Annotated in this window: 25 protein-coding genes; 20 read left to right on the top strand and 5 right to left on the bottom strand. The window is 67.0% G+C overall.

The genetic code is table 11. The annotated features are described in order from the left end of the window. Positions 1–29 precede the first annotated feature (29 nt). From radA to ABR323_RS08045, 4 genes are all read left to right on the top strand, one after another. Positions 30–1,406 carry a DNA repair protein RadA gene (radA, locus tag ABR323_RS08060; RefSeq protein ID WP_135272750.1) on the top strand — a complete coding sequence of 459 codons (1,377 nt, stop codon included), beginning with the start codon at positions 30–32 and terminating at the stop codon, positions 1,404–1,406. A 157-nt stretch (positions 1,407–1,563) separates the two neighbouring features. Then, complete coding sequence (locus ABR323_RS08055; protein WP_439448912.1) at positions 1,564–3,420, top strand: ATP-binding protein; 1,857 nt, start codon at positions 1,564–1,566, stop codon at positions 3,418–3,420. A gap of 48 nt (positions 3,421–3,468) precedes the next feature. Continuing rightward, positions 3,469–5,775: a tetratricopeptide repeat protein gene (locus tag ABR323_RS08050; RefSeq protein WP_439448911.1), complete on the top strand. Its 2,307-nt coding sequence runs from the start codon at positions 3,469–3,471 to the stop codon at positions 5,773–5,775. A 138-nt stretch (positions 5,776–5,913) separates the two neighbouring features. Further along, the gene (locus ABR323_RS08045) at positions 5,914–6,378 is read left to right on the top strand and encodes a hypothetical protein (protein WP_439448910.1); all 465 of its coding nucleotides are present in this window, start codon (positions 5,914–5,916) and stop codon (positions 6,376–6,378) included. A 102-nt stretch (positions 6,379–6,480) separates the two neighbouring features. On the opposite strand, the gene ABR323_RS08040 is transcribed toward ABR323_RS08045, so the two are convergent. Beyond that, positions 6,481–7,275 carry a cytochrome C assembly family protein gene (locus tag ABR323_RS08040; RefSeq protein WP_135272754.1) on the bottom strand — a complete coding sequence of 265 codons (795 nt, stop codon included), beginning with the start codon at positions 7,273–7,275 and terminating at the stop codon, positions 6,481–6,483. Between the two features lie 122 nt (positions 7,276–7,397). Between ABR323_RS08040 and ffh the strand changes: the two genes are divergently transcribed. The 11 genes from ffh (at position 7,398) to ABR323_RS07985 (ending at position 14,951) form a co-directional block, all read left to right on the top strand. Further along, positions 7,398–8,774, top strand: coding sequence for a signal recognition particle protein (ffh, locus tag ABR323_RS08035; RefSeq protein WP_439448909.1), 1,377 nt, complete (start codon positions 7,398–7,400; stop codon positions 8,772–8,774). Positions 8,775–8,879: 105 nt separating this feature from the next. Further along, complete coding sequence (locus tag ABR323_RS08030) at positions 8,880–9,314, top strand: hypothetical protein (RefSeq protein ID WP_439448908.1); 435 nt, start codon at positions 8,880–8,882, stop codon at positions 9,312–9,314. A gap of 88 nt (positions 9,315–9,402) precedes the next feature. Beyond that, the gene (locus ABR323_RS08025) at positions 9,403–10,479 is read left to right on the top strand and encodes an NAD(P)H-dependent flavin oxidoreductase (RefSeq protein ID WP_439448907.1); all 1,077 of its coding nucleotides are present in this window, start codon (positions 9,403–9,405) and stop codon (positions 10,477–10,479) included. Beyond that, positions 10,476–11,288: an aminotransferase class IV family protein gene (locus ABR323_RS08020; RefSeq protein ID WP_439448906.1), complete on the top strand. Its 813-nt coding sequence runs from the start codon at positions 10,476–10,478 to the stop codon at positions 11,286–11,288. The genes ABR323_RS08025 and ABR323_RS08020 overlap by 4 nt, the downstream gene beginning before the upstream one ends. A gap of 100 nt (positions 11,289–11,388) precedes the next feature. Continuing rightward, entirely contained in the window at positions 11,389–11,649 is a 261-nt protein-coding gene (gene rpsP / locus ABR323_RS08015; RefSeq protein ID WP_025873821.1) for a 30S ribosomal protein S16, read from the top strand. Positions 11,650–11,694: 45 nt separating this feature from the next. Then, positions 11,695–12,207, top strand: a complete 513-nt coding sequence (gene rimM, locus ABR323_RS08010; protein WP_135272758.1) for a ribosome maturation factor RimM — start codon at positions 11,695–11,697, stop codon at positions 12,205–12,207. A gap of 8 nt (positions 12,208–12,215) precedes the next feature. Next, entirely contained in the window at positions 12,216–12,974 is a 759-nt protein-coding gene (trmD, locus tag ABR323_RS08005; protein ID WP_439448905.1) for a tRNA (guanosine(37)-N1)-methyltransferase TrmD, read from the top strand. A gap of 155 nt (positions 12,975–13,129) precedes the next feature. Continuing rightward, positions 13,130–13,531, top strand: coding sequence for a 50S ribosomal protein L19 (gene rplS / locus ABR323_RS08000; RefSeq protein ID WP_004149090.1), 402 nt, complete (start codon positions 13,130–13,132; stop codon positions 13,529–13,531). Between the two features lie 82 nt (positions 13,532–13,613). After that, complete coding sequence (locus ABR323_RS07995) at positions 13,614–13,994, top strand: DUF6404 family protein (RefSeq protein WP_135272760.1); 381 nt, start codon at positions 13,614–13,616, stop codon at positions 13,992–13,994. A gap of 79 nt (positions 13,995–14,073) precedes the next feature. Beyond that, positions 14,074–14,508, top strand: coding sequence for a DUF1801 domain-containing protein (locus ABR323_RS07990; protein WP_439448904.1), 435 nt, complete (start codon positions 14,074–14,076; stop codon positions 14,506–14,508). 35 nt (positions 14,509–14,543) lie between these two features. Then, positions 14,544–14,951 (top strand): DUF1801 domain-containing protein, encoded by a 408-nt coding sequence (locus ABR323_RS07985; protein WP_439448903.1) that lies wholly within the window; start codon positions 14,544–14,546, stop codon positions 14,949–14,951. Positions 14,952–15,068: 117 nt separating this feature from the next. Here ABR323_RS07985 and ABR323_RS07980 read toward each other — a convergent pair whose 3' ends face one another. Beyond that, positions 15,069–16,541 (bottom strand): MATE family efflux transporter, encoded by a 1,473-nt coding sequence (locus ABR323_RS07980; RefSeq protein ID WP_439448902.1) that lies wholly within the window; start codon positions 16,539–16,541, stop codon positions 15,069–15,071. Between the two features lie 62 nt (positions 16,542–16,603). Between ABR323_RS07980 and ABR323_RS07975 the strand changes: the two genes are divergently transcribed. The 3 genes from ABR323_RS07975 (at position 16,604) to ABR323_RS07965 (ending at position 18,561) form a co-directional block, all read left to right on the top strand. Further along, entirely contained in the window at positions 16,604–16,843 is a 240-nt protein-coding gene (locus ABR323_RS07975) for a hypothetical protein (protein WP_164117467.1), read from the top strand. Between the two features lie 9 nt (positions 16,844–16,852). Then, positions 16,853–17,260: an RNA-binding S4 domain-containing protein gene (locus tag ABR323_RS07970; RefSeq protein ID WP_439448901.1), complete on the top strand. Its 408-nt coding sequence runs from the start codon at positions 16,853–16,855 to the stop codon at positions 17,258–17,260. Between the two features lie 113 nt (positions 17,261–17,373). Continuing rightward, positions 17,374–18,561 (top strand): glycoside hydrolase family 5 protein, encoded by a 1,188-nt coding sequence (locus ABR323_RS07965; RefSeq protein ID WP_439448900.1) that lies wholly within the window; start codon positions 17,374–17,376, stop codon positions 18,559–18,561. Positions 18,562–18,679: 118 nt separating this feature from the next. On the opposite strand, the gene ABR323_RS07960 is transcribed toward ABR323_RS07965, so the two are convergent. The 3 genes from ABR323_RS07960 to mutS all read right to left on the bottom strand — a co-directional run bounded on the left by ABR323_RS07960 (position 18,680) and on the right by mutS (position 23,895). Beyond that, complete coding sequence (locus ABR323_RS07960) at positions 18,680–19,282, bottom strand: DUF937 domain-containing protein (RefSeq protein ID WP_439448899.1); 603 nt, start codon at positions 19,280–19,282, stop codon at positions 18,680–18,682. Positions 19,283–19,390: 108 nt separating this feature from the next. Then, a complete protein-coding gene (locus ABR323_RS07955; RefSeq protein ID WP_135272767.1) occupies positions 19,391–21,034 on the bottom strand; it encodes a catalase in 1,644 nt (547 codons plus the stop codon). 194 nt (positions 21,035–21,228) lie between these two features. Continuing rightward, positions 21,229–23,895 carry a DNA mismatch repair protein MutS gene (gene mutS / locus ABR323_RS07950; RefSeq protein WP_439448898.1) on the bottom strand — a complete coding sequence of 889 codons (2,667 nt, stop codon included), beginning with the start codon at positions 23,893–23,895 and terminating at the stop codon, positions 21,229–21,231. Between the two features lie 239 nt (positions 23,896–24,134). Here mutS and ABR323_RS07945 point away from each other — a divergent pair, with 239 nt between their 5' ends. Together ABR323_RS07945 and ABR323_RS07940 are read left to right on the top strand one after the other, a co-directional pair. Continuing rightward, a complete protein-coding gene (locus ABR323_RS07945) occupies positions 24,135–25,412 on the top strand; it encodes an O-antigen ligase family protein (RefSeq protein WP_439448897.1) in 1,278 nt (425 codons plus the stop codon). Continuing rightward, complete coding sequence (locus ABR323_RS07940; RefSeq protein WP_439448896.1) at positions 25,412–26,404, top strand: glycosyltransferase; 993 nt, start codon at positions 25,412–25,414, stop codon at positions 26,402–26,404. Before ABR323_RS07945 ends, ABR323_RS07940 begins: the two co-directional genes overlap by 1 nt. Positions 26,405–26,407: the final 3 nt, after the last annotated feature.

Below are 26,407 nucleotides of genomic sequence, written 5' to 3'. Positions count from 1 at the left end.
CGCCCGTTCCCGTTGCAGGAAATCACCCGATGGCAAAAGCCCGCACCGCCTACGTCTGCAATGAATGCGGCGCCGAGTTCAGCAAATGGCAGGGCCAGTGCACCGAGTGCAACGCCTGGAATTCGCTGTCGGAAATCGTGCTGGAGAGCGCCGCGGCGGCCAAGGCGCCAGCCTCGCGCCGGGCCGGCTGGGCCGGCAAGATCGACCCGCCCAAGATCACTGCGCTGAAGGATGTGGAGCAGACCGAGCACCGCCGGGTCAGCACCGGCATCGGCGAGTTCGATCGTGTTCTGGGCGGTGGCCTGGTCGAGGGCGCGGTGGTGCTGGTCGGTGGCGACCCGGGCATCGGCAAGTCGACCCTGCTGCTGCAGGCGGTGGCGAAGATGGCCGCCGTGCTGCCGGTGCTGTACGTCACCGGCGAGGAGTCGCTGGCCCAGGTGGCCGGTCGTGCACATCGCCTGGAACTGCCGCTGGACGGGGTCAACGCGCTGGCCGAAACCGGGGTCGAATCCATCCTGCAGCATGCCTCCAGGGCCGGCCCGCGGCTGATCGTGGCCGACTCGGTGCAGACCCTTTGGACCGAGAGCCTGACCGCCGCGCCGGGATCGGTCAGCCAGGTGCGCGAGAGTGCGGCGCGGCTGGTGCGTTTCGCCAAGGAGACCGGCACCGCCGTGTTCCTGGTCGGTCACGTCACCAAGGAGGGCGGCATTGCCGGCCCGCGGGTACTGGAACACATGGTCGATGCGGTGCTCTATTTCGAAGGCGAGAGCGGCAGCCGCTTCCGTCTGCTGCGTGCGTTCAAGAACCGCTTCGGCGCGGTCAACGAACTGGGCGTGTTCGCGATGGGCGACAAGGGCCTGAAGGAGGTCTCCAATCCGTCGGCGATCTTCCTGTCCGGTGCCAGTACCCATCAGCCGGGCAGCTGCGTGATGGTCACCCGTGAGGGCACCCGGCCGCTGCTGGTGGAGGTGCAGGCGCTGGTTGATGCATCGCCGCTGTCGAACCCCCGCCGTGTCGCAGTCGGCCTGGAGCAGAACCGCCTGGCGATGCTGCTGGCGGTGCTGCATCGCCACGGCGGCGTGCTGGTCGGTGACCAGGACGTCTTCGTCAATGTCGTCGGCGGCATCCGCGTGCAGGAAACCGCGGCCGATCTGCCGGTGCTGCTGGCGGTGCTGTCGTCGCTGCAGGACCGGCCGCTGGCGGAGAAGACCATTGCCTTCGGCGAAATAGGCCTGTCCGGCGAGATCCGTCCGGTGCCCAATGGCGAGGACCGCCTGCGCGAGGCTGCCACCCATGGATTCAAGCGCGCCATCGTGCCCAAGGCCAATGCGCCCAAGGGCGGTTCGGTGAAGGGCATGGAAGTGATCGCGGTGGAGCGCCTGTCCGAGGCCATCGACGCGGCGTGATGCCTGCCGCGCCTCCCGCCGGGCATGGCCCGGCGCTACCTGCGTGCGTGCGGAATGCGGCGGCGGGCACGGCAACGGTCAGCGTTCCTGTGCTAGTTTTTCCCGCTCGACGAAGGCGCCCTCTGGCGCCTTTCCGTGCCCAGGAGTAACCGATTACATGCAGGACACCGCGCTCACCGCCCCCAACGCCGAAATCCGTCGCGCCGGGGTCGATCTCAATGGATTGATGACGGTGCTGGGCAAGCACCTGTATTCCACCCCGGTGGTGGCGCTGCGTGAGCTGGTGCAGAACGCGCATGACTCGATCATCCGCCGCCGCATCGAACAGCCCGGCGTCGAGGTGCCCTCGCGCATCTCGGTGCAGGTCGATGCCGGTGCCGGCGTACTGCGCATCATCGATACTGGTGCTGGCCTGACCCGCCAGGAGATCCATGATTACCTGGCCACCGTCGGCGTCGGCTACACCCGTGGCCTGCGCCAGGGCGGCGAGGACGATGAAGGCCTGATCGGCATGTTCGGCCTCGGCTTCCTGTCGGCGTTCGTGCTGGCGCGCCGGGTCAGCGTGCGCACCACGTCGTACCAGACCCCGCAGCTGGGTCACCTGTACGTGTCCAGCAATGCCGAGCAGTACACCGTCAGCGAAATGCCTGCACGCGCGGTCGGCACCGAGGTGGAGCTGGAGCTGCATCCGGATTTCCTACCGCTGGCCAATGAAGCGCGCCTGCACGAGGTGCTGGGTCGCTACTGCGCGCTGCTGTCCGAGCCGATCTTCATCGGTGCCGGGGCCGAGGCGCTCAACCCGGAGCCGCCGCCGTGGCGCGGCCAGGGCGATGTCGCCCTGCATCCGGTACAGGCGCGGCGCCAGGCGCTGCAGTTCGCGGCGCGCTTCGAGCATGACTTCGAGCCCATCGTGACCGTGCCACTGCGTGCTGATGGCAGCAGCGATGCCACCGGCATGCTGTGGGTGCAGGACGGCGCCACCTATGGCACCAGCGACAACCGGAATCTGTCGGTGTTCGTGCGCGGCATGCTGCTGGACGACGATGCGCGTGACCTGCTGCCGCCATGGGCCGGCTTCATCGGCGGGGTGATCGAATCCTCGCGGCTGACGCCCACCGCCAGCCGCGAAGACCTGCAGCGCGATGACCAGTACCGTGCCGTGCAGCATGCGCTGCTGGAAGCGCTGATCGACGGCCTGGCCGACGTCGCGCGGCAGCAGCCGGAAGCCTGGCGACGGGTGCTGGCCCGCCACAACGAGGCGCTGCTGGGTGCGGCGCTGTGCGATGACCGCCTGTTCGAGCTGCTGCTGGAGCACGTGCGCGTGCCGACCTCGCAGGGCGACCTGCCGGCCAGCGCACTGCCGGCACGTGGCGCCGTGCACGTCATCCTCGACAACGGCGGTGGCTTCGAGGAAATGCTGTTCCGTGCGATGGGCGTGCCGGTCGCGCATGGCCACCGCTACGCCGTAGTGCCATTCCTGCGTCGCTGGGCCCAGGCCAAGGGCCTGCGCCTGGTTGAACTCGGCACCGAGCAGGGTAATCGTGCTCTGTTCCGCACCGACGACAGCCTCGACGAGGCGCAGCTGGCATGGCTGCGCGAGCAGCTGGGCGATGGTGAACAGTTGCTGCCGGCACGCTTCAGCCCGGAGGCACTGCCGGTGGTGGTGGTGCCCGACCGCGAGGCCGAACTGAAGCAGCGCCTGGAGGACGACGAGAACGACAAGCGCGTTTCGATGGCCGCGCTGCGCCTGGCGCGGCAGTTCACCGCACGCATCGAATCGCGTGCGCCGTCGCGTTTGTACCTCAACCTCGACAACCCGGCGGTGCAGGCGCTGCTGCGCGCGCAGCGCGAGGGGCATCCACAGGCCGAAGCTGCCGCACGCCTGCTGCGCTCACTGAAGATCATCGTCGCCGCGCAGGGCCGTCCGTTGGCCCGCGCGACGGCCACACCGGGCCCGGATCTCAACGGCGCCTTTACCGATATCGCCGGTGCCCTGCAGCAGATGCTGCGCTGAGCACCGCATCCTCTCATCCAGCCTTCGCTAGACAGGAGCACTTACCCCATGGACATCTGGAACTGGGTCGAAAAACTGCAGGGCGACCTGCGCCAGGCAGGCCAGGCACAGAACTCGCACCTGCTGAACCGCCTCGCCGACGAAGTCAGCGAGCTGCAGGTCGACCGCGTTGATGCATTGCTGCCGGAGGCACGCGCGCTGGGCAAGGCGCTGGACAACCCGTGGGTCGACGTCTACGTCGGGCACTGGGCGCTGCGCAACCGCGTCGGCAACCGCGTCGAAGGCGAAAGCGCGCTGGGCGAGGCGGTCGCGCTGTTCGAGCGTGCGCACCGCGAAGACACGCTGGAGTGCCCGCAGTCGATCTGCGTGACCCAGGATCTGGCCGCCTGCTACGGCAACATCGATGGCCCGGGCTGGGTGCCCGAGCGCATCGAGGTCTGCGATGAGACGCTGGGTCGCATCGATCCGAGCTGGGCATGCTTCCAGTGCCTGAGCTGCGAGAAGGCCGATGCATTGCTTGACGATGGCCGTGGCCAGGACGCGCTGGACTACCTGCAGGTGCAGTCCGATGCGATCGAAGCCTGTGGCAAGGAAGTGTTCGACAGCTTCCCGGAGATGCAGATCAAGATCCTGCTGGGCATGGGCCGCGCCGAAGAAGCGCTGGCGCTGATCGAGAAGCGCGAGGCCGACGTGGCCGCCTCCGGCGAGTACGAACCGGCCAACTGCACGGTGCCGCGCCGCTTGTCCAAAGCCTGGGCGCTGGCCCAGCTGGGCCGCGACGAAGAGGCGCTGCAGCAGCTGGTGCCGTGGAGCGAACTGACCCCCACTTACTGGCGGCTGTGGGCGAACACCGCCGCAGCACTGTGCCAGCGTGATCCGGCCCGCAATACCTGGGACCTGGGCACACGTTTCAATACCATCATCGAACACTTCGCGAAGGTCGGTTCGCACCGACTGCTGATCGAAGTCGCCGCGCTGAGCCTGGAGCTGGCCCTGCAGCGTGGTGCACGCTGGGTGGCGCTGCGCCAGCTGGAACTGGCCCGTACCCATCTGGCGCAGCTGCGTCAGGATCGTGGTGCGGCAGCGCTGGTGGCCGGTCTGGCGGCACGCATCGATGCGCTGCCGGACATCGCGCCGCTACCGGTACCGGCGGAAGAGCTGCTGGCGTGGCTGGAGGTACAGGGCGAGCAGAACCAGGCGCGTAACCCCGAGCGCGAAGCGCAGTGGCTGCTGCAGGCGCACGAACAGCAACCTGATGACGAGGCGCTGGCCGAGATGGCCGCCTCCGCGTTGAGCGCCTGTGGTGCACAGGCGGAAGCGCGGGCATTGCTGTGGCGCTTCGTGCGCGCACATACGCAGGATGACGGCCCCGCTGCCTACACGCTGATGCGCTGGTTGACCGAGCAGGGCGATGACGACGGTCTGCGTCAGCTGGCCGGGATCTATCGCGGCAGCGTGCCGGTGTTCGCGCACTGGTGCGAGGTGCAGCGCGCACGTCGCGTGTCCGACTGGCCGGCGCTGGAGCAGGCCGCGCAGGCGCTGCTGGCGGCGTCGCCGGGTTCGCACGGTGCGCGCGGCACGCTGGCGCGGATGTACATGGAAACCGGTCGCTTCAGCGAAGCGCAGGCCTGCTATGCGCAACTGGTGGAGCTGCTGGAAGAGCCCAATGCCGCGCACTGGGACCACATGAGTGCGGCCAGTGCGGCGCACGACTGGGACGCGGTGCGCCGCTCGGCGGCAGCGATCGGCATGGAACTGTCCAGCCAGGATGGCGTGGTCGAGGAGCCGTGGGGCTGGGTGATCATCCGCAGCGAAGAGAACGGCGAGCCGATGGAGTACTACGCGCGGCGCAGTGGTCCGGTGACCGCGCGCGTCGTCGAGAATGCGCCGGCCAACCGTGACCAGCAGGTCGGTGACTGGGTGGTATTCGACGCCGCGCTGGTGCATCCGGCGCCGGAAGAGGAGGAAGCGCGCGAGCATTTCATCCCGACCTATGCGCAGGTGCATGTGCTGGAGCGCGGTGGTTTCGCCCGCAGTTGGCTGATCGATGGAGCGCACCCGGGCGAAGAGGCCTGGAATGCGTTCGTTGAAGCTGCCGAGGGGCAGGGCTGGAAGGTGTGGTCGCACAACCGTGCGGACTACACCGTGACCGATCCCGAGGTGGAGGAGGGCACCCTGCCGGGCGTGCTGTTCACCGTGGCCCAGCCGCAGGACCATGCGCCGCTGGCGCTGCACCGCTTCCTGCAGCAGGAGACGTCCCAGTGGCCGCACCCTCACTGCTGGCTGCGGCTGGCCGAGGCCTGCGACCAGGATCGCCAGCCGCACCTTGATGTGATCGAGCGTTACGGGTTGTAAGCTCTGCCGCGCTGCGCGCTCGCCGGACATGGCCCGGCGCTACCCATACGTGTTGCCGGTAGCGCCGGCCACTGGCCGGCAACCCCATGAGATCCTGTGTTGCCGGCCAGCGGCCGGCACTACCTCCAGGAGAACTACATGCGAAAGACAGGGATGCTGATGATTGCCGGGCTGCTGCTGGCCCCCACCGTGCAGGCCGCGCCGGCCTGCCAGGCGCCTGCCGCCGTGGCCCGCGCCTTCTACGAGGCAACAACGGGCAATGGCGATCTGCTGGAACCGCCGCCCGCGCTGGTCAGCCCGGCCTTCGACAAGGCCCTGCGCGGCGAGCGCGCCTGCCAGACGCGTGAGGAAGGCATCTGCACCATCGATTCGGATCCGTGGCTGGATGCGCAGGACGGCGACATCGACAGCCCGGTCGATTATCGCTGGAAGGAAGCCACGGCTACGGCCGGCCAGGTCGAGATGCGCTATTCGGTATGGAAGAAGGCCTACGTGACCCGGTTGCCGATGGTGCGCCAGGGCCAGGGTTGCTGGCAGGTCGATGACATTCTCACCAACAGCGGCCGTTCGGTGCGGAAGATCCTGGCCCAGCCGCTGCCCTGACCGTCTGCGGCATCCACGCATGGCGTGGCTCTGCTCCATCTGCGATTGCCGGCCAGCGGCCGGCACTACCGGGGTGGGTGCCGACCGTTGGTCGGCACGCCTCTATCGCGAATGCCCGAACACCAGTTCGATCACGAACTGGCTGCCGAAGAACGCCAGCAGCAGCAACAGCATCGCCGTCAGCGTCCAGTGCACGGCCTTGACCCCGCGCCAGCCATAGCGGCGACGGCCGATCAGCAGCACGCCGAATACGATCCACGACAGCACACTCAGCACGGTCTTGTGCACCAGCTTCTGCGCCAGCAGATCGTCGACGAACAGCACGCCGGTCACCAGCGTGAGGGTGAGCAGGGCGAAGCCCACGGCGATGACCCGGAACAGGAGTGCTTCCAGATCGGCCAGCGGCGGCAGCGCACGCAGCCACGGGCGGAACTCGCGGCGACGCAGGGCACGTTCCTGCAGCCACAGCATGATCGCCAGCAGCGCGGCGATGCTCAGCGTGGCGTAGGCCAGCAGTGCCAGCCAGGCGTGGCTGGCCAGGCGCCAGCCCAGCACCTTGCTCGGTTCGTGGCCGTAGCCGTGGTAGGCCAGCAGCAGTACTGCGGCCAGCGGGAACACGACCACGCCCAAAGCCGACATCCGCCCGCGCGCGCCGACCAGCGAGGTCAGCCAGGCCATGCCCAGGCCGACCAGCGACAGCGCGGCGAAGAAGTGCATGTCCGGCCCGCCGTTGGTGCGCATCGCCACCATCACGTGGTAGCCGCCATGCAGCAGCATCGCCGGCAGGGCGGGCCACAGCCAGACGGGCGAGCCGGGAGTTTCATCGCGGCCGAGCGCGCGCACCAGCAGGGCACTGGCTGCCAGGTAGAGCAGGACGGCGATGAGAACGATTGTCATCGTTGCAGTTTCGCATACCCCTGCGGTGGTGGCGACGGCCCCGTGGTCGCAGTCCGGGGAGGGGGGCGGACCCGTTATACTGTCTGCCTTATTGTCCCCCGCTTTCAGACAGGTTGCGCCGCATGTTCGAGTCCCTGACCCAGCGCCTTTCCGGCACCATCGAGCGCCTGCGTGGCCGTGGCCGCCTGACCGAGGAGAACATCCGCGAGGCGACCCGTGAGGTCCGCATCGCGCTGCTCGAAGCCGACGTTGCGCTGCCGGTGGTGCAGGCCCTGATCGAGCGCATCAAGGTGCGCGCGGTCGGCCAGGAAGTGCTGAAGTCGCTGACCCCGGGCCAGGCCCTGATCAAGGTCGTGCGCGACGAGCTGACCGCGGTGATGGGCGCCGAAGCCAGCGACCTGAACCTCAATGTTCCCGCGCCGGCCATCATCCTGATGGCAGGCCTGCAGGGCGCCGGCAAGACCACCACGGTGGGCAAGCTGGCCAAGCACCTGAAGGAAAAACGCAAGAAGAAGGTGATGGTGGTCTCGGCCGACGTCTACCGTCCGGCCGCGATCGAGCAGCTGAAGACCCTGGCCGAGCAGGTCGGCGTGCTGTTCTTCCCGTCCACTGCCGACCAGAAGCCGGAAGCCATCGTCCGCGCCGCCATCGACGATGCACGCAAGTCGTTCGTGGACGTGCTGATTGTCGATACCGCCGGCCGCCTGGCCATCGACGAAGCGATGATGGCCGAGATCAAGGCCCTGCACGCGGCGGTGAACCCGGCCGAAACCCTGTTCGTGGTCGACGCCATGACCGGCCAGGACGCGGCCAACACCGCCAAGGCCTTCGGCGACGCCCTGCCGCTGACCGGCGTGGTGCTGACCAAGACCGATGGTGACGCCCGTGGTGGTGCCGCGCTGAGCGTGCGCTACATCACCGGCAAGCCGATCAAATTCGTCGGTGTCAGTGAAAAGCCGGAAGGCCTGGACGTGTTCCACCCGGACCGTATCGCCAGCCGCATCCTGGACATGGGCGACGTGCTGTCGCTGGTCGAGCAGGTCGAGCAGCAGGTCGACAAGGACAAGGCGGCCAGGCTGGCCGAGAAGGTCGCCAAGGGCAAGAAGTTCGACCTGAACGACATGCGTGACCAGCTGGAGCAGATGCAGAACATGGGCGGCATCGGCGGCCTGATGGACAAGCTGCCGGGCCTGGGCAACATCCCCGACCATCTGAAGCAGCAGGTCAGCCAGGGCAAGGAAGTGCCGCGCATGATCGCCATCATCAGCTCGATGACCAAGAAGGAACGGCGCAACCCGAACCTGCTCAATGGCTCGCGCCGCGCGCGCATCGCCAAGGGCTCGGGCGTGACTCCGGCCGACGTCAACAAGCTCATGAAGCAGTACATGCAGATGGAAAAGATGATGAGCAAGATGGCTGGCGGCGGCATGAAGGGCATGATGCGCAGCATGAAGGGCATGATGGGCGCCATGGGCGGCCGCGGCATGCCGTTCCGTTGAGCAGTGCCACAGCGGCTGCAAGCGTCACCCGATGCCGCAACTGCCTCTTGTAACAGGACCCGCTGGCTGATTCACTAGCCGGCTTGAATCATCAAAGGGATGCGCGTGAGAAAGACGACCGTGGTGATGGCGCTAGCCCTGTCGCTGGTGGCCTGCAAGGACGACACCTCCGTGTCGCAGAAGGCCGGCAGTGCCATCAGTGGTACCGCTGCCGATTTCGTCGCCGGGCTGGGCGAGGGCGTGGACAAGAAGATGAACGTGACGCTGCAGGCCGATCCGGCCCTGGCCGCGCGCGGGCTCACCGTCACTCTGGGCAAGAGCCGCGGCATGGGCTCCAAGGACGCAGCGGTCTACGTGGTGGCCGACAAGGCCTTCAAGGGCAAGCTGGTGGCGCGTGCACTGGATGCCGAGGGCACCGAGATCGGCCGCGCCAGCGCCGAGGAAGAGTTCGCTGCGGACGACGCACGCTATGTGACGTTCACGTTCAACGAAGAAATGGACAGCCAGCTGGTCCGCACCTACGCAGTGTCTGCGCGCTGAGCAACGTGGGAGCGGATCGCCCGATGCGACGCTCCCGTCCACAGTGTCTGGCGTATGCTGACAGCGACTCCTCCCACAGGTGCGTCGCGTGAGCCTTTCGCCGATTCTCGAACGCGCCGACGATTTCTGTCGGCGTTTTTCATTGCAGCTGCCGATCCTGCTGGCACCGATGGCCGGCGCCTGCCCGGTACCGTTGTCGGCCGCGCTGGCCAATGCCGGCAGCATGGGCGCAATGGGCGCGGTGCTGTCGTCATCGGCCGACATCGGTCGATGGATGGACGACTTCCGCGCCGTATCCACCGGCCCCGCACAGGTGAACCTGTGGGTGCCGGACCCGGCACCGAACCGTGATGTCGTCGCCGAGGCCGCCAGCCGCACCTTCCTCGCGCAGTGGGGGCCGGACGTCCCGGCCAGCGCCGCTGATGCCACACCGGCCGAATTCGAAGAACAGTTCGCTGCGTTGCTGGCCGCGCGCCCGGCGGTGGCCTCGACCATCATGGGCGTGCTGCTGCCGCGCCACGTACAGCAGCTGAAGGATGCCGGCATCGCCTGGATCGCCTGCGCGACCACGCTGGCCGAAGCGCGCGCGGCGCAGGACGCCGGTGCCGATGCGGTGGTGGCGCAGGGCGTCGAAGCCGGCGGCCATCGTGGCGCATTCGATCCGGCGATGGCCGAGCGCCAGCTGGTGGGACTGTTCGCGCTGCTGCCGCGATTGGCCGACCACCTGCAGATTCCGGTAATTGCCGCCGGCGGTATCGCCGATGGTCGTGGCATCGCTGCCGCACTCACCCTGGGCGCCAGTGCAGTGCAGATTGGTACTGCGTTCCTGCGCACGCCCGAAGCGGCGATCGCCTCGGCGTGGGCTGATGGACTGGCGGCCAGCGAGCCGGAAGACACCTGGCCGACCCGTGCTTTCAGTGGCCGCCTCGGTCGCGGCCTGGCCACGGCCTATGTGCGCGCCGCAGCTGCCGAAGGTGCACCGGTGCCGCGCCCGTACCCGGTGCAGCGTGGCCTGACCGCGCCGATGCGCAAGCAGGCCGTGCAGGAAAACCGGCTGGCAGCGATGCAGGCCTGGGCCGGGCAGTCGGCCTGGATGGCGCCGGCACAGCCGGCTGCCGACGTGCTGCGCGGCATGTGGGAACAGGCGCAGGCGCTGCTGCGATGACCGTGACCTGCAACGGCCGGCCGGCGCAGGTCGAGGACCTGCTGCCGGCGCTGGTCAACTACGGCCACTTCACCTCGCTGCAGGTGCGTGGCCACGCCGTGCAGGGACTGGAGCTTCATCTGGCGCGGCTGTCGCAGGCGACGCGCGAACTGTTCGGCAGCGAGCTGGATACGGCGCAGGTGCAGGTCTGGATGGCGCAGGCACTGCGGCAGGCCGGGCAGGCCGATGCCTCGCTGCGGGTAACCGTGTACTCGCGCCACTTCGATTTCCGCAATCCGCTGGCGGCGGTGCCGGTGGACCTGCTGGTGGCGGTGGCCGCACCGGTGGCACTGAGCGCCTCCAAGCGTGTGCGCAGCGTGGTCTGGCAGCGCGAGCTGCCGCAGATCAAGCATGTGGGCACGTTTGGCCTGTTCGCCGAACGCCGTGCCGCGATGGCGGAAGGATTTGACGATGTGCTGTTCGTGACCGCCGATGGCGAGGTGAGTGAAGGCAGCACCTGGAACCTGGCCCTGCACGATGGTGAGCGGCTGCTCTGGCCGCAGGCGCCGGCCCTGCGTGGTACGGCCGAGGCGCTGTTGAAGCAGCATTGGCCGGGGGCACAGGGCACGCAGCCGTTGCGGCTGGCGGATATGACTGGCGTGAAGGCGGCGTTTGCCTGCAACGCCAGCGGCCTGTGGGCGCTGGAGGCCATCGACGGGCATGTCCTGCCCGGCTCGCAGACGCTGGCTGAACAGGGCAGGGCGGTGCTGGCGGCGGTGCCCTGGCAGGGGGTAGGGTCAGATCCCTTTTGCGGCGCAAAAGGGATCTGACCCCCGGCCAGCTCCCCCGGGGTTGGCTCGGCGGGGCAGTGCCGCTATAATCGCCGGCTTACCGCGCCATCCTGGCGACTGGGCAATAGGAAAAAAGACCATGGTCAAGATTCGACTGACCCGCGGCGGCGCCAAGAAGCGTCCGTTCTACCACATCATCGTGACCGACGTTCGCAGCGCCCGTGACGGCCGCAACATCGAGCGCGTCGGCTTCTACAACCCGGTTGCACAGGGTGGCGAGAAGCGCATCGAGCTGGACCTGGCCCGTGTTGACCATTGGGTCAAGAACGGCGCCCAGCCGACTGAAAAGGTTCGCAACCTGATCAAGGAAGCGTCCAAGTCCCAGGCCGCTGCGGCCTGATCCTGACGGGCCGCACCCTGGTGCGGCCCATCTGATTGAACGCAGATGAAAGATAACGAGCGCCGCATCCTGCTGGGCAGGATTGTCGGCGCTTTTGGTGTGCGCGGCGAAATAAAGCTCGAGTCCTGGACCGAGCCGCGTTCCGCTATTTTCCGTTACCAGCCGTGGATCCTGCGCAGCCCCAACGGGCAGGAATCGACGCTTGAAGGCGCCCGTGGCCGCGACAGCGGCAAGCATCTGGTGGCCCGTTTCCCGGGCATCGAAGATCGCGATACGGTCGAGGCGATGCATGGCACCGAGGTCTACGTGGCCCGCAGTGCATTGCCGCCGCCGAGTGCCGATGAGTATTACTGGGTCGACCTGGAAGGCCTGGATGTGAAGACCGTCGAGGGCGTTGCCCTGGGCCAGGTCTCGCACCTGTTCAGCACTGGCGCCAACGATGTGGTCGTGGTGCGTGGCGATCGCGAGCGTATGATCCCGTTCGTGCTGCCGGAGTTCGTCAAGTCGGTCGACTTCGAGGCCAATCTGGTCGTGGTCGACTGGGATCCCGAGTTCTGAGTGTGAGCATGCGTTTCGACGTCATCACCCTGTTCCCCGAGTTCCTCGCCCAGTCCGCCGGGCTGGGTGTGGTCGGGCGAGCACAGGAAAAGGGGCTGTTCAGCCTGCACGGCTGGAATCCCCGTGACTACGCCGAAGGCAACTACCGCCGGGTGGACGACCGTCCGTTCGGTGGTGGCCCCGGCATGGTGATGCTGATCGAGCCGCTGCGGGCCTGCCTGCAGGCCATTCGCGATGCTGATCCGACCCCGGCGCGGGTGATCTACCTCAGCCCTCAGGGGGCGCCATTGACCCAGGCCAAGGTGCGGGAACTGGCGGCGCTGCCGCGCATGGTCCTGCTCTGCGGCCGATATGAAGGCATCGACGAGCGCTTCCTGGAGGCCAATGTCGACGAGGAAATCTCCCTCGGCGACTACGTGCTGTCTGGTGGCGAGCTGGGTGCGGCGGTGATCATCGACGCCGTGGCCCGCCTGCAGGACGGTGCCCTGAACGACGCTGAATCTGCGGCGCAGGACAGTTTCGAGGGCGACCTCGGGCTGCTCGACTGCCCGCACTACAGCCAGCCGGCCCAGCACCCGCTGGGTGACGTGCCGGATGTCCTGCGCTCGGGCAACCATGCGGCCATCGCCGCCTGGCGCCGCCAGCAGTCACTGGTTCGCACCGCACAGCGGCGCCCGGACCTGCTGGATGAACAGGCGCTGGGCAAGGCCGACCGCAAACTGCTGGACCAGGCCCGACAGGCCCGGAAACAAAAGGCCAGCCCCTAGCGCAGGGCCGGCTTTATCGGCTATCATGGCCAATTCCCGCCAGCCTTGTGCCGGCGCGCGCAGTACCCAGAACAAACGTGCAGCACAGTCCAGTGACTGCATGAGCCTATGTTGTCGAAACGACACACCCACCCGAACAAGAATCGGTGTAACCCATGAGCAAGCTGAACAAGTCCATCGTCGCGGAATTCGAATCCGCCCAGATCACCCGCGAACTGCCGAAGTTCAGCCAGGGCGACACCGTTGTCGTCAACGTGAAGGTGAAGGAAGGTGCCCGCGAGCGCGTGCAGGCCTATGAAGGCGTTGTCATCGCGACCAAGAACGGTGGCCTGAACTCCTCGTTCACCGTCCGCAAGATCTCGCACGGCTACGGCGTCGAGCGCGTTTTCCAGACCCACAGCGCCATCATCGACTCGGTCGAAGTGAAGCGTCGTGGTAAGGTCCGCGCCGGTAAGCTGTACTACCTGCGTGGCCTGGAAGGCAAGGCTGCCCGCATCAAGGAAGACCTGGCTGCCGCTGCTGCCGCCAAGGCTGCCCGTCTGGCCGAAAAGGCCTGATAAACAACTTCGGTTGTTGCCGCGACGGCCACCTTCGGGTGGCCGTTTGCGTTTCCGGCATCGCATCGGCCACGATCGGGTGATGAACGATATCAACTCGCGCTATCCCGCCGTGATCCAGTCGGCGCTGCGCTTCCTCGACGGCAAGGGGCTGGCGCGCGTGCAATCCGCGCCGCTGCTGCATCGCCTGCTATGGCGCATGGGCATCGCACTGCCGCCGCCGATCCTGGCCGGATTCGGTATCAATGCGCTGGTGCAGGGCCTGCTGTTCGGGCTGTTCTGGACCGCGCTGATGTGGCTGATGCTGTGGCAGGGCAGTGAGCGCCCGCTGGCCTTGCTGCTGCTGGCTGGGCTGCTGGCAGGTGCCCTGTTCGGCGTCGTGATGGCGGCCTTGATGCGCTCGTTGCGCCGTCACCGCAGATTGCCGGACTGGCGGGCGTTCCGTGCGGGGCAGGCGGACTGAGCCGATGGCGCACTGCGCCGTGACCGGCAGGTGCGAGCCGCGCTAGGCTGCGGCTTCATCCCGATGGACGTGCCGTGCGATGCCTGCCAAGCGAACCGCACCCTCCGCCGCGCCCAAGCTGCTGTCCGGTGGCAACCCGCAGATCGCCAAGGGCGAGGGTGATGCCACGGTGCAGGCCTATATCGCCGCGATGCCGGACTGGAAGCGGCCGATCGGCGCCCAGCTGGATGCGCTGATCGAGCAGGCGGTTCCCGGCGTGCACAAGGCGGTGAAGTGGAATTCGCCGATGTATGCGGTTGCCCCGGGCGAGGGCTGGTTCCTCAGCTTCCATTGCTTCACCCGCTACATCAAGGTCGCGTTCTTTCGCGGCGCTGCACTGAAGCCGGTACCGCCCGAGCCGTCCAGGAGCGCTGACACGCGCTATCTGCATATCCACGCGGACACTGCGCTGGATGAAGCGCAGTTCCTGCAATGGGTGCGCCAGGCCGCGGCGCTGCCCGGCGAGCGCATGTAAGCCTGCTGTCTGATTCCCTTCCGACGAGAACACGGATGGCCACGCATGCACCGGACCCCGCCGATGCCGGAACACCGGCCGCCGAACTGATCGATGCACGCATCGCCGAGCTGGGCGACTGGCGCGGCCAAACGCTGGCGCGCGTGCGCGCGTTGATCCATGAAGCGCTGCCCGACGTGCAGGAAACCTGGAAGTGGCGCGGCACGCCGGTGTGGGAACACAACGGCATCCTGTGCACCGGCGAAACCTACAAGCAGGCGGTGAAGCTGACGTTTGCCCATGGCGCGGCGCTGGCCGATCCGAAAGGACTGTTCAATGCCAGCCTGGAAGGCAACACGCGGCGCGCGATCGACATCCATGAAGGCGCGATGCCGAATGCCGCTGCGTTGAAGGCGTTGCTGCGCGCGGCGGCGACCTTCAACGCGGCGAAGAAGAAGCGGTAGAGCCGGCCGCTGGCCGGCTGTTGCACGATGCTTCCGGAGAGGTATGAAGTTGCCGGCCAGCGGCCGGCACTACCGTGGCATTCACCGATCCATGATGTTGCCGGCCAGCGGCAGGCACTACCGCGGCGGCGCTGACTCCAATACCGCGTCCGGGTCGGCCACCGGCGAGGGCGGGCAGGCCGGAATCTCCGACGGCGTGGCCAGTTCTTCGGCGTGCGACGGCTTGCCGATCATCGTGGCCTTGCGCCAACCACCCCAGCGGTAATACGCCAGCGACAGCAGCATCGACACCAGCGAACTGACCGGGAAGCTCCACCAGATCGCATCCACGCCCCAGTACGGCTGCAGCAGTTCGGCGAACGGTACGCGCACGCCCCACAGCGAACCGGCCAGGATCAGCAGTGGCGGAATCACCGCGCCGGTGGAGCGCACCACACCGGAGATCACGAAGCTGACGCCGAAGAACAGGAACGAGCCGATCACTACGTGGTTGAGGTGGCGGGCGATGTCCAGTGCCTGGCTGGCCGGCGGCAGGAACAGCGCCAGCAGCTGCCGATCGAACAGCACCAGCGGCAGGATCAGCGCGCCGGTCAGCAGGAAGTTGAACAGCACGCCCTGGCGCGCGGTGCCACGCACACGGTCCCAGCGCTGCGCGCCGACGTTCTGCGCGGCCATCGACGAACACGCCGCACCGATCGCCATCGCCGGCATCTGCAGGTAGTTCCACAACTGCAACGCAGCACCGTAACCCGCACCGGTATCGGTGCCGTACTGGTTGACCATGGTCATCAGCAGGATCACCGACAGCGAGATCAGCACCATCTGCAGGCCCATCGGCACGCCCTTGATCACCAGGGCCTTGAGGATGGTCAGGTCGAGCTTGAACAGGCGCATGTCGGCACGGCCCAGCCACAGCGTGTGACGCTTGTGCCGCATGTACAGCAACAGGCCGGCCAGCGACAGCGTCTGCGCGACCAGCGTGGCCCAGGCAGAGCCGGCGATGCCCAGCGCGGGGAACGGCCCCATGCCGAAGATCAGCACCGGGTTCAGTACGATGTCCAGCGCCACCGACACCAACAGGAAACGGAACGGTGTGCGCGAATCGCCGGCACCGCGCAGTGCGGCGGTGAGAAAGGCGAATGCGTACAGCGTCGGCATCGCCAGGAAGATGATCTGCAGGTAGGCCTCGGCCAGCGGCAGCGAGGCGGCAGGCGTGCCCATCGCCGCCAGCAGCGGGTGCGCCGTGAACCAGCCGACGATGGCGATGATCACCGATAGACCGATGAAAAACGTCGCGCTGGTACCGACCACGCGCCGCGCCTGGGCGATGTCGCGCCCGCCGATGGCCTGGCCGATCAGGATGGTCGAGGCCATGCCGAAGCCGAACACCGAGCCGATCAGGAAGAACATGATGTTGTTGGCGTTCGCGGTGGCGGTCAGTGCCGCCTCGCCGAGGAAGCGCCCCACCCAGACCGCATTCACCGAACCGTTCAGCGACTGCGCGATGTTGCCCGCCAGGATCGGTAGTGAAAACAACAGCAGATTGCGGCCGATCGGGCCGGAGGTCAGGTCAAGCGGCGCTTTGGCCATGGAGTGGTGATCGAATCCCGGGAGGCGCACACTAGCACCAAGCCGGTTTGCAGGATGTGGCAATGCATCAACGACTGCAGGTGAAATGGAGCCTTGCGCTGGCCTTGATCGGCGCCGCACTGGCCGCATGTTCGACAGGTGACCGGCTGGGCGATACCCAGGTGCGGCCGACCGACCGTCCGGAATGCCTGGTCGGCAGCCAGCGCCAGGACCTGTCCGCGGGTGTACCCACCTTGATCGGGGGCAGCGGCTGCCGCACCGACCCCGACAACCCGCGTCCCCTGAACAAGCGAACGGAGTAGTACGCACCGATGCCTGAGCTTTCCCCGCTGTCGCCCAGTGTCCGCTTGGACCTCTGGCTATGGGCGGCCCGTTTCTTCAAGACCCGCAGCCTGGCCAAGCAGGCCATCGAGACCGGCAAGGTCAGCGTCGCCGGACAGCGCCCGAAATCCTCGCGCGCGGTGCGCGTGGGTGAGCAGCTGCAGGTGGATCGTGGCGAAGAGCATTTCGAGATCCAGGTGCTGGGCCTGAGCGACCAGCGCGGGCCGGCGCCGACAGCGCAGCAGCTGTATGCCGAGAGCGAGGCCTCGAAGGCGCGCCGTGCCGAACAGCGTGCGCTGCGCATCGCCGCACGGGATGGTTTCCAGCCGCCGGAGCACAAACCGGACAAGCGCGCACGGCGGTTGATCCGGGCGTTGGGTGACATCGACGCGCTCTAGCGAAATCCTGATTCCAACGGATTGTTCCTATCGTCGTGCGGAAGAAGACACCGGTCACGGTGTGTTCGGATTGTGCTGGGCAGGCTGTTTCTTCACCTCTCGAAGGCCTGCCCATGCGTTGTCTGCTGTTATGCCTGTCCCTGCTTGCTGCTGCGCCACTGCACGCTGCCGACATCACCTTCTGGGATGTTCCGCAGCGCGGCGGCAACAGCATGAACATGTCGCCTCCGGACAGGAAGTACTTCGAAGCGCTGCACGCGACCGGTGCGACCTGGGTGCGGCTGGTGCCGGACAAGTGGCAGGGGCAGGGCGGTCGCGACTTCCTGATCGGTAACGCCGACGACTATCGCGGACTGGTTCCAGCCGATCTGGCCACGCTGCGGCGGGTGCTGGACGACGCTGATGCGGCGGGGCTGAAAGTGGTGCTGGCGCCGCTGTCACTGCCGTTGCTGCGCTGGAAGCAGCACAACGGCGGCGTGGTCGACCAGCGCATGTGGCAGTCCTTCGACAACCAGGCGCCGGCACGACGTTTCTGGCACGATCTGGCCACGGCGCTGAAAGGTCATCCTGCCCTGGCCGCCTACAATCTCATCAATGAACCGGTGCCCGAGTACGGCGCGGGCCTGGCCGAGCACGCGTCCGCCGAAGCGATGCAGCAGTGGTATGCCGGCGTGCAGGACGGCCCACGCGATCTGCGCCGCTTCTATTTCGGCTTGATCAGCCGCATCCGCGAGGTCGACGCGGAGATGCCGCTGATGCTGGATGCGGGCTGGTACGCCGCCGCCGACGGTTTCAACTACTGGCCGGCGCCGCTGGCGGATCCGAAGCTGCTGTACAGCGTGCATATGTACGAGCCGTATGCCGCAACCAGTGCGCCGAACCAGACGCGTGCGAAGCCGTACCGGTATCCGGCGCAGGTGCCGTTTGGTGGTCGCAGCGAGCGCTGGGATGCGGCGCGTGTACGCAGTTACCTGCAGCAGCCGATGACGTGGGCCGCCTCGCATGGTGTCGCTGCCAACCGCATGGTGGTCGGTGAGTTCGGTTGCATGCGGCGCTGGCCGGACTGCCGCCGCTACCTGCAGGACGTGCTGCAGGTGCTGGAGCAGGACAAGGTGCACTGGGCCTTCTACGCCTTCCGCGAGGATGGCTGGGAGGGCATGGACTACGAACTGGGCGACAAGCCGTTGCCATGGTCGTACTGGCAGGCGCAGGAAAAGGGGCGCCTCGTGGAGCCGCCGCGCTCGATGCAGGCGCCGTTGTTCGCGCCGATCCTGCAGCGGTTGAAGGCTGGCAACCGCTAAGCCGCCGGGCATGGCCCGGCGCTACCCATGGAGATGCCGGTAGCGCCTGTCCATGCCCGGCGGATGCCGATCAATGCAGCACCCGGTAGCGCCGGGCCATGCCCGGTGACGCTTTCCGTCAGCGCTTGCCGCCGAGCAGATTGCCGCCCAGCTTGAGCAGATCGCCCACACCGAGCTGTCCATCACCATCCTGGTCCAGCAGGCTGCCGAGAAGGCCACCGGCAAGCCCCCCTTGCTGCTGTACCTGCTGCTTCTCCTGGCCCAGGGCCTGGCTGAGCGAGCCGGCATTGGCCTGGCCACCACCCAGCCGCTGGGCGAGGAAAGCCATCACGATCGGGGCAAGGATCTGCAGCAGCTGGCCGGTGCGGCCGCTGTCGAGCTGGGTGGCCTGGGCCAGGCCGGTTTCCACCTTCTGCTGGCTGCCGCCGAAGATGTGGCCGAGGATGCCGGCGCCATCGCTGGCCGCGCCATTGCCTCCGCCGCCCAGCACCGAGCCGAGCACGCTGCCCAGGTCCAGGCCGCTGTGGTTGTTCTGCAATGCGCCGAGCAGTGCCTGTGCACCCTGTGGCTGCGAGGCGTTGTTGCCCAGCGCGCCCATCAGCACCGGCAGCGCGGCACTGATCGCGCCGGAGGCCTGGGTATCGCTGATGCCAAGCTGCTGCGACACCTGCTGCAGCGGGGCGCCCTGCAATTTGGCGAGAAGTTCGTCGGTCAGGCTCATCTGCGGAATCCTTGTTTGGGGTTGGGCGTGCAGAAGGTACGACGCGGACCGTTAAAACGGCGACGCCGCCTCACGGGGAGGCGGCGCACCGTACGTCGGGGAGGCGGATCAGAGCTCGATGTCTTCCGCACCCGGGGTCGCGCTGGGGAAATCCGCTTCCGGTTGGGCCGGCTTGAACGGGTCGGACGGTTGGTCGGCCAGCGCCTTCAGGGCTGCGGCGATGCCGGCACCGTAGGCCGGATCGGCTTTGTTGCAGTTGTCGATGTGGCGCTGCTTGATGAAGTCCGGCGCATCGCCGAGGGCGCGGGCGGTATTGGCGAACAGGCGCTCCTTCTGTGCCTGGTTGTAGCTGCGGAACAGCGCACCGGGCTGGCTGAAGTAGTCGGCGTCGTCCTCACGGAAATTCCAGAAATCGGCGTCTCCCCGGATCTTCATCGGCGGTTCGCGGTACTGCGGCTGTTCCTGCCACTGGCCGTAGCTGTTCGGCTCGTAGTGCGGCAGGCCGCCGTAGTTGCCGTCCACGCGCATCGCGCCGTCGCGGTGGTTGCTGTGCACCGGGCAGCGCGCTGCGTTCACCGGAATCTGGTGGTGGTTCACGCCCAGGCGGTAGCGCTGCGCATCGGAGTAGGCGAACAGGCGCGCCTGCAGCATCTTGTCCGGCGACGGACCGATGCCCGGCACCAGGTTGCTGGGTGCGAACGCCGACTGCTCCACGTCCTGGTACCAGTTGACCGGGTTGCGGTTCAGTTCGAACTGGCCCACTTCGATCAGCGGATAGTCGCTCTTCGGCCACACCTTGGTCAGGTCGAACGGATGCACGCGGTAGGTTTCGGCATCCAGCTCCGGCATGACCTGGATGAACAGCTTCCACTTCGGGAAGTCGCCTTTCTCGATCGCGGCGAACAGGTCGCGGCCGTGGCTTTCGCGGTCATGGCCGACCAGGATCTGCGCCTGCGCGTCGGTCAGCGATTCGATGCCCTGCTGGCTGACGAAGTGGAACTTCACCCAGAAGCGTTCGCTGTCGGCGTTGGTGAAGCTGTAGGTGTGCGAGCCGAAACCGTGCATGTGGCGGAAGCTGCGCGGAATGCCGCGGTCGCTCATCACCACGGTCACCTGCATCAGGGCTTCGGGCAGCAGCGTCCAGAAATCCCAGTTGTTGCGCGCGCTGCGCAGGTTGGTGTGCGGGTCGCGCTTGACCGCCTTGTTGAGGTCGCCGAACTTGCGCGGGTCGCGCAGGAAGAACACCGGCGTGTTGTTGCCCACCAGGTCCCAGTTGCCTTCTTCGGTGTAGAACTTCAGTGCGAAGCCGCGGATGTCACGCTCGGCGTCGGCGGCGCCACGCTCGCCGGCCACCGTGGTGAAGCGGGCGAACATCTCGGTCTGCTTGCCGACCTTCTCGAACAGCTTGGCGCGGGTGTACTTGCTGATGTCGTGGGTGACGGTGAAGGTGCCGTAGGCGCCCGAACCCTTGGCGTGCATGCGGCGTTCGGGAATGATTTCGCGATTGAAATTGGCCAGCTTCTCCAGCAGCCAGACGTCTTCCATCAGCAGCGGGCCACGCGGGCCGGCGGTCCTGCTGTTCTGGTTGTCCACCACCGGCGCGCCGAAGGCCGTGGTCATCGGGGTGACCGGATCATCGCCATGCTTCTGCTTCGGCGTGGTGCTCAGCTCGCGCTGCTGCTGGGCGCCTTCTTCAGGCGTCGGGGCGCTGTGATACGGGCACTTGGCGTTGTTGTTGTCGGACTGGCTCATCGGCTGGCTCCTGGTGGCGGTGAAGACGTGGGAGAAACATCTTCACTCGACTTTAGCTATGGCCAGATGAAATGAATAATCGAATGATTCATTCAGCTTGATAGATTTTATCAATTGGAATGCAGAATCAAATTTACGGAGCCTTTCGAACGGCCTCCCGCAACTGGGCGGGAGGCCATGGGCGTGCGCTGCGATTACAACAGCGCCTTCAGCCGGTACAGCGCTTCCAGCGCCTGCTTCGGGGTCAGCTCGTCCGGATCGATTGCTGCCAGCGCTTCCTGTGCCTTGTTCGACGGTGCAGCAAACAGCCCGAACTGCTGCGGGGCATCCAGAGCCTGCGGCGCCAGTTCAGCAGCGTGGCTGTCTCCGCCGCGCTGTTCCAGCTCGGCCAGGCGCCTGCGGGCCTGGGCCACGGTCGCGCGCGGCAGGCCGGCCAGTGCCGCTACCTGCAGGCCGAAGCTGCGGTTGGCCGGGCCGTCTTTCACCGCGTGCATGAACACCAGCGCCTCGCCATGCTCGACCGCGTCCAGGTGCACGTTGGCGATGCCGCTGCGGCCGCCCTCGTGCTGCTCGTCGGCCAGCGCGGTCAGCTCGAAGTAGTGGGTGGCGAACAGCGTGTAGCAGCGGTTCTGGTAGGCGAGGTGACGCGCCACGGCGTCGGCCAGCGCCAGACCGTCGTAGGTTGATGTGCCACGGCCGATCTCATCCATCAGTACCAGCGAATGGGCGCTGGCGTGATGCAGGATGTAGCTGGTCTCGGCCATCTCGACCATGAAGGTGGACTGCCCGCGTGCCAGATCATCGCCGGCGCCGATGCGGGTCAGGATGCGGTCGATCGGGCCGATCAGCGCACGGCGGGCCGGCACGAAGCTGCCGATGTGGGCCAGCAGCACGATCAGCGCGTTCTGCCGCATGTAGGTCGATTTACCACCCATGTTCGGGCCGGTGATGACCAGCATGCGGCGATCCGGATGCAGGTCCAGGTCGTTCGGTTCGAACGGCTGCTCGCGCACTGCCTCGACCACCGGATGACGGCCGCGCTCGATCTTCAGGCACGGCTCGGCCTGCAGTTCGGGGCGCGCCCAGTCCAGCGCCTGTGCGCGTTCGGCGAAGGCCGCCAGCACGTCCAGTTCACTCAGCGCCGCAGCGCACTGCTTCAGCGGTTCCAGCTGCCCGCCGAGGGTATCCAGCAGCTGCTCGTACAGGTACTTCTCGCGCGACAGCGAGCGGTCGCGCGCGGACAGCACCTTGTCCTCGAAGGCCTTCAGCTCTTCGGTGATGTAACGCTCGGCATTGGTCAGCGTCTGGCGGCGGGTGTAGTGCACCGGCGCGCGGTCGGACTGGCCCTTGCTGATTTCGATGTAGTAGCCGTGCACACGGTTGTAGCCCACCTTCAGGGTGGCAATGCCGCTGCTCGCGCGCTCGCGCTGCTCCAGGTCGACCAGGAACTGGTCGGCATGGGTGGACAGGCGGCGCAGCTCGTCCAGCTCTTCGTCGAAGCCATCGGCCAGCACGCCACCATCGCTCAGCTTCAGCGGCGGCATCTCGGCGATGGCGCTGGCCAGCAGGTGCGCGCACTCGTCGTGTTCGCCGAGCGCGGCATGCAGGGCCTGCAGGCGCGGCGAATCCAGCGGCCCCAGCACCTCGCGCACCGCCGGAAGCAGGCCAAGACCGTCACGCAGGGTGGAGAAATCGCGCGGACGCGCCGAGCGCAGCGCCACCCGGGTGAGGATGCGCTCGAGGTCGCCGAGTCGGCGGAACTGTTCGCGGATATCTGCATCGCTGCCACGGTCGATCAGCGTTTCCACCGCGTGGTGGCGCTGCACCAGCACCTCGCGCAGGCGCAGCGGGCGATGCAGCCAGCGCCGCAGCAGGCGGCCGCCCATCGGCGTCACCGTGCTGTCGAGCACACCCAGCAGGGTATTGCGGGTGTCGCCGTCCACGCGCGTGTCCAGTTCCAGATGGCGGCGGGTGGCGGCATTCATCGCGATTGCTTCGCCGGCGGTTTCCATCGAGATGGACGTCAGGTGCGGCAGGCGCTGCTTCTGGGTTTCTTCGACATAGCCGAGCAGGGCGCCGGCCGCGCCCGTGGCGCGTGGCTTGTCGTCGATGCCGAAGCCACTCAGGTCATGCAGTTTGAAGAAGGCCAGCAGCTGTCGGCGGCCGCTGTCGGCATCGAACAGCCACGGCGCGCGGCGGCGTACGCCGGTGCGCTGGCGCAGGAACTCCGGCCAGTTCTCCTCGTCGGGCACCAGCAGCTCGGCCGGTTCCAGGCGGGCCAGCTCGGCTTCCAGGGCGTCGTCGGTTTCCACTTCGTTGACCAGGAAGCGGCCGCCGGCCAGGTCGGCCCAGGCCAGGCCGTAGCCCTGCTTGCTGCGCGACAGGGCCATCAGCAGGGTGTCGCGGCGTTCATCCAGCAGCGCCTCGTCGGTGACGGTGCCGGGGGTGACGATACGCACCACCTTGCGTTCGACCAGGCCCTTGGCCAGCGCCGGGTCGCCGATCTGTTCGCAGATCGCCACCGATTCGCCCAGCGCCACCAGCCGTGCCAGGTAGCCTTCATAGGCATGCACCGGCACGCCGGCCATCGGGATGGGGGCGCCACCGGAGCTGCCGCGCTGGGTCAGGGTGATGTCGAGCAGGCGTGCGGCTTTGCGCGCGTCGTCATAGAACAGTTCGTAGAAGTCGCCCATGCGGAAGAACAGCAGCAGGTCCGGATAGTCGGACTTGGCTGCGAAGAACTGCTTCATCAGCGGGGTGTGTTCCTTGGACGCCTTGGCGTTGCTGGTGTTGTCTTTTGTATCAGTCACTTGGGGCGTTTCGCGTCTTGGCAGGGCGTCGGGGCGTGGCCATGCAGGCATGGCCGGGAGGACCGTTAGTGTAGCGACCTGGGTCGGTCGATGGCCCGCGGCGTCGGAGCTCCGGGCAGGGCCGTCGGGCGGGGCTGTCTGCACGCCAACTCCCACGGCCCAGGCACCTGTGGTTTGGTTGATTTCCGTAGGCCCCCACGGTAGTGTCAGCCCCGGCGATTTCCGCCAAACGGCCTCCATGGAAACCGGGGCGGCTCATCCCCGGGCGGGCGTTGATGGAAAGAACAAGCATGACTGCAGCCTGCACGGCCGCCGAACCTCGTTACACCTGGCGTACCGTCCTGCTCAGCATCCTGGTCGCCATTGTTCCGCTGGCTGGATCCGCACCGTTCACCCTGCTGAAGGCAGTGCTGCTGCTTGTCCTGCTGGTCACCGGCGTGGTCCTGATCCGCCGCCAGCCGGATGTCCGCCTGCGCTACCGCATCGCGCGGTTCATCGTGATCGTCTGCTTGCTGCGCCTGGCCTACGCTTTCTACAGCATCGGCTGGCATGGCCTGCGCTGGAACGAACTGGACCTTCCCGCGCAGACCCTGATCTACCTGGGCACGGCCGCGGTGTTCGCCACCGCCCTGGACTGGCGCCTGATCTGGAAGGTCTTCGCGTTGTCCACCCTGGTCTTCGGTGGTTCCTGCATCGTGCAGCACCACGTGATGGGCATGGAACGCGCACATGGCTTCAGCGGTGGTGAGTGGACGGCCATCGAGTTCGCCATGGTCACGCTGTGCATGGCGCTGTTCTCGGTCATCCGGCTGATCCAGCCGAACGTCCATCCGGCCGAGCGCTGGCTGCATGGCATCGCCATCGCGGTCGGGGTCTACGGCTCGATCCTGGCGCAGAGCCGCGGGCCGATCCTGGCCTTCATTCCCGCCATGCTGATGGTGATTGCCGTGCACGTCCGGCGCACCCGGCGCTGGCGCGGGGCGCTGGCCTTCGTCGGTGCCCTGGTCATCGGCGTGGCCGGTGCCACCTCGGTGCTGAACCACGAGGTGATCCAACGCTTCGGTGAGGTCAGCGGCGAGATCTCCGGTTTCAACCAGGAAAACGAGGTCGGCTCGGTCCGCGAGCGCATCGCCATGTGGGGCGTGGCGGTCGACGCCTTCGCCGACCATCCCGTGGCGGGGGTGGGCCTGAACCAGTTCGGTACCTATGCACGTGAGGGCATCGCCCGCGGCGAGGTGTCCGATTCGATCTACCGCTACAACCACCCGCACAATGAATACCTGGAAGCGGCGGTGACCGGTGGTGTGCCGTTGTTGGTGATCATGCTGCTGGTCTTCATCCTGCCAGGCATCCACTTCGTACGACGTCTCGGCCATGCCGATGAGGTGACCGCGATGATCGCTACCGCAGGACTTGCCGTGGTCATCGTCTATGCGCTTTCGGCGTTCACGGACAACGTGTTCTACCGGGCGATGCCGCATTCGTTCTACTTCTACCTGGTGCTGGGCTTCATGCTGGCGACCGCCTTGCCTGCGCGCGACCTGCGCCGGGAAGGGAGCGCCTCCTGATGGCGCATATCCATCTGTTGGCCGCCGACAACCAGCGTGGCCTGTCCCATGACATCCAGGTGATCGAGCGCTCGTTGCAGCAGCTCGGGCACAAGGTGACGGTCAGCCGCCTGGACGCGGTGCGCAACGGTGGTGCCTGGAAACTCCGCCGGATGCGCCTGCGTAGGCTGCTGGCCTCGTGGCTGAGCCTGGGGCGCACGCCGTCCCGGTTCGACATCAACATCTCGCTGGAACATGTCCGGCCGGCAAGCTTCGGACTGGCCAAAGTCAATCTGTTGATCCCGAATCCGGAATGGGTGTCCGCACGTAGCCTGCGCATCCTGCCGCGGTTCGATGCGTTGCTGACCAAGACCGAAGAAGCCACGCGCATCTTCACTGCACTTGGGCTGCGTGCGCTGGAAGTCGGTTTCTGCAGCCGTGACCGTTACGACCCTTCAGTACCGCGCAAGCCCCGCAGCTTCCTGCATGCGGCCGGTACCAGTGGCATGAAAGGCACGGCAACGCTGGTCGAGGTCTGGAAGCGCCATCCGGAATGGCCCTTGCTGACCATCCTGCGCGGCGGCCCTTCGGACGAGAACGAGGGCGGTGCCACGAACCTGCGGATCGTCCGAGAGCGCCTGCCCGACCAGGAAGTGCAACGCCTGCAGAACGAGCACGCGTTCCACCTGTGCCTGTCGCAGACTGAAGGCTGGGGCCATTATCTGGTGGAGGCGATGAGCTGTGCGGCGGTGGTGATCACCTGCGACGGCGCGCCGATGAACCAGATGATCGACGACACGCGTGGCATTCCCGTTGCGGCCCATGAGGGCCAGCCCTGCCACCTGTCCAGGACCTGGCACGTGGACGAAGCGGCGCTGGAACAGGCGATCGAGCGTGCCTTGGCCATGGATGAGCTGGAATGGAGCCGGTTGGGCGCCAATGCGCGCGCGTGGCACCTGGCCAGCGAGGCCGCGTTCCCGCAGCGGCTGGGCGAGGCCCTGGCGAAGCTCTGAAGC

Origin of the sequence: Stenotrophomonas sp. ATs4 (assembly GCF_051861585.1) — a bacterium.
Classification (GTDB): Bacteria; Pseudomonadota; Gammaproteobacteria; order Xanthomonadales; family Xanthomonadaceae; genus Stenotrophomonas; species Stenotrophomonas maltophilia_AS.
This window is presented reverse-complemented; position numbering and strand designations above follow the sequence as displayed.

Coding starts and splice junctions, on each gene's coding strand:
- ABR323_RS07975 (WP_164117467.1), top strand. CDS start 16,604: ATGCATCAACGACTGCAGGTGAAATGGAGCCTTGCGCTGGCCTTGATC.
- ABR323_RS07940 (WP_439448896.1), top strand. CDS start 25,412: ATGGCGCATATCCATCTGTTGGCCGCCGACAACCAGCGTGGCCTGTCC.
- ABR323_RS07995 (WP_135272760.1), top strand. CDS start 13,614: ATGAACGATATCAACTCGCGCTATCCCGCCGTGATCCAGTCGGCGCTG.
- ABR323_RS08055 (WP_439448912.1), top strand. CDS start 1,564: ATGCAGGACACCGCGCTCACCGCCCCCAACGCCGAAATCCGTCGCGCC.
- ABR323_RS07960 (WP_439448899.1), bottom strand. CDS start 19,282: ATGAGCCTGACCGACGAACTTCTCGCCAAATTGCAGGGCGCCCCGCTG.
- ABR323_RS08050 (WP_439448911.1), top strand. CDS start 3,469: ATGGACATCTGGAACTGGGTCGAAAAACTGCAGGGCGACCTGCGCCAG.
- rplS (WP_004149090.1), top strand. CDS start 13,130: ATGAGCAAGCTGAACAAGTCCATCGTCGCGGAATTCGAATCCGCCCAG.
- ffh (WP_439448909.1), top strand. CDS start 7,398: ATGTTCGAGTCCCTGACCCAGCGCCTTTCCGGCACCATCGAGCGCCTG.
- ABR323_RS07985 (WP_439448903.1), top strand. CDS start 14,544: ATGGCCACGCATGCACCGGACCCCGCCGATGCCGGAACACCGGCCGCC.
- trmD (WP_439448905.1), top strand. CDS start 12,216: ATGCGTTTCGACGTCATCACCCTGTTCCCCGAGTTCCTCGCCCAGTCC.
- ABR323_RS07955 (WP_135272767.1), bottom strand. CDS start 21,034: ATGAGCCAGTCCGACAACAACAACGCCAAGTGCCCGTATCACAGCGCC.
- ABR323_RS08040 (WP_135272754.1), bottom strand. CDS start 7,275: ATGACAATCGTTCTCATCGCCGTCCTGCTCTACCTGGCAGCCAGTGCC.
- ABR323_RS08045 (WP_439448910.1), top strand. CDS start 5,914: ATGCGAAAGACAGGGATGCTGATGATTGCCGGGCTGCTGCTGGCCCCC.
- mutS (WP_439448898.1), bottom strand. CDS start 23,895: ATGCCTGCATGGCCACGCCCCGACGCCCTGCCAAGACGCGAAACGCCC.
- ABR323_RS07980 (WP_439448902.1), bottom strand. CDS start 16,541: ATGGCCAAAGCGCCGCTTGACCTGACCTCCGGCCCGATCGGCCGCAAT.
- ABR323_RS08020 (WP_439448906.1), top strand. CDS start 10,476: ATGACCGTGACCTGCAACGGCCGGCCGGCGCAGGTCGAGGACCTGCTG.
- ABR323_RS07945 (WP_439448897.1), top strand. CDS start 24,135: ATGACTGCAGCCTGCACGGCCGCCGAACCTCGTTACACCTGGCGTACC.
- ABR323_RS07990 (WP_439448904.1), top strand. CDS start 14,074: ATGCCTGCCAAGCGAACCGCACCCTCCGCCGCGCCCAAGCTGCTGTCC.
- radA (WP_135272750.1), top strand. CDS start 30: ATGGCAAAAGCCCGCACCGCCTACGTCTGCAATGAATGCGGCGCCGAG.
- ABR323_RS07965 (WP_439448900.1), top strand. CDS start 17,374: ATGCGTTGTCTGCTGTTATGCCTGTCCCTGCTTGCTGCTGCGCCACTG.
- rimM (WP_135272758.1), top strand. CDS start 11,695: ATGAAAGATAACGAGCGCCGCATCCTGCTGGGCAGGATTGTCGGCGCT.
- ABR323_RS07970 (WP_439448901.1), top strand. CDS start 16,853: ATGCCTGAGCTTTCCCCGCTGTCGCCCAGTGTCCGCTTGGACCTCTGG.
- rpsP (WP_025873821.1), top strand. CDS start 11,389: ATGGTCAAGATTCGACTGACCCGCGGCGGCGCCAAGAAGCGTCCGTTC.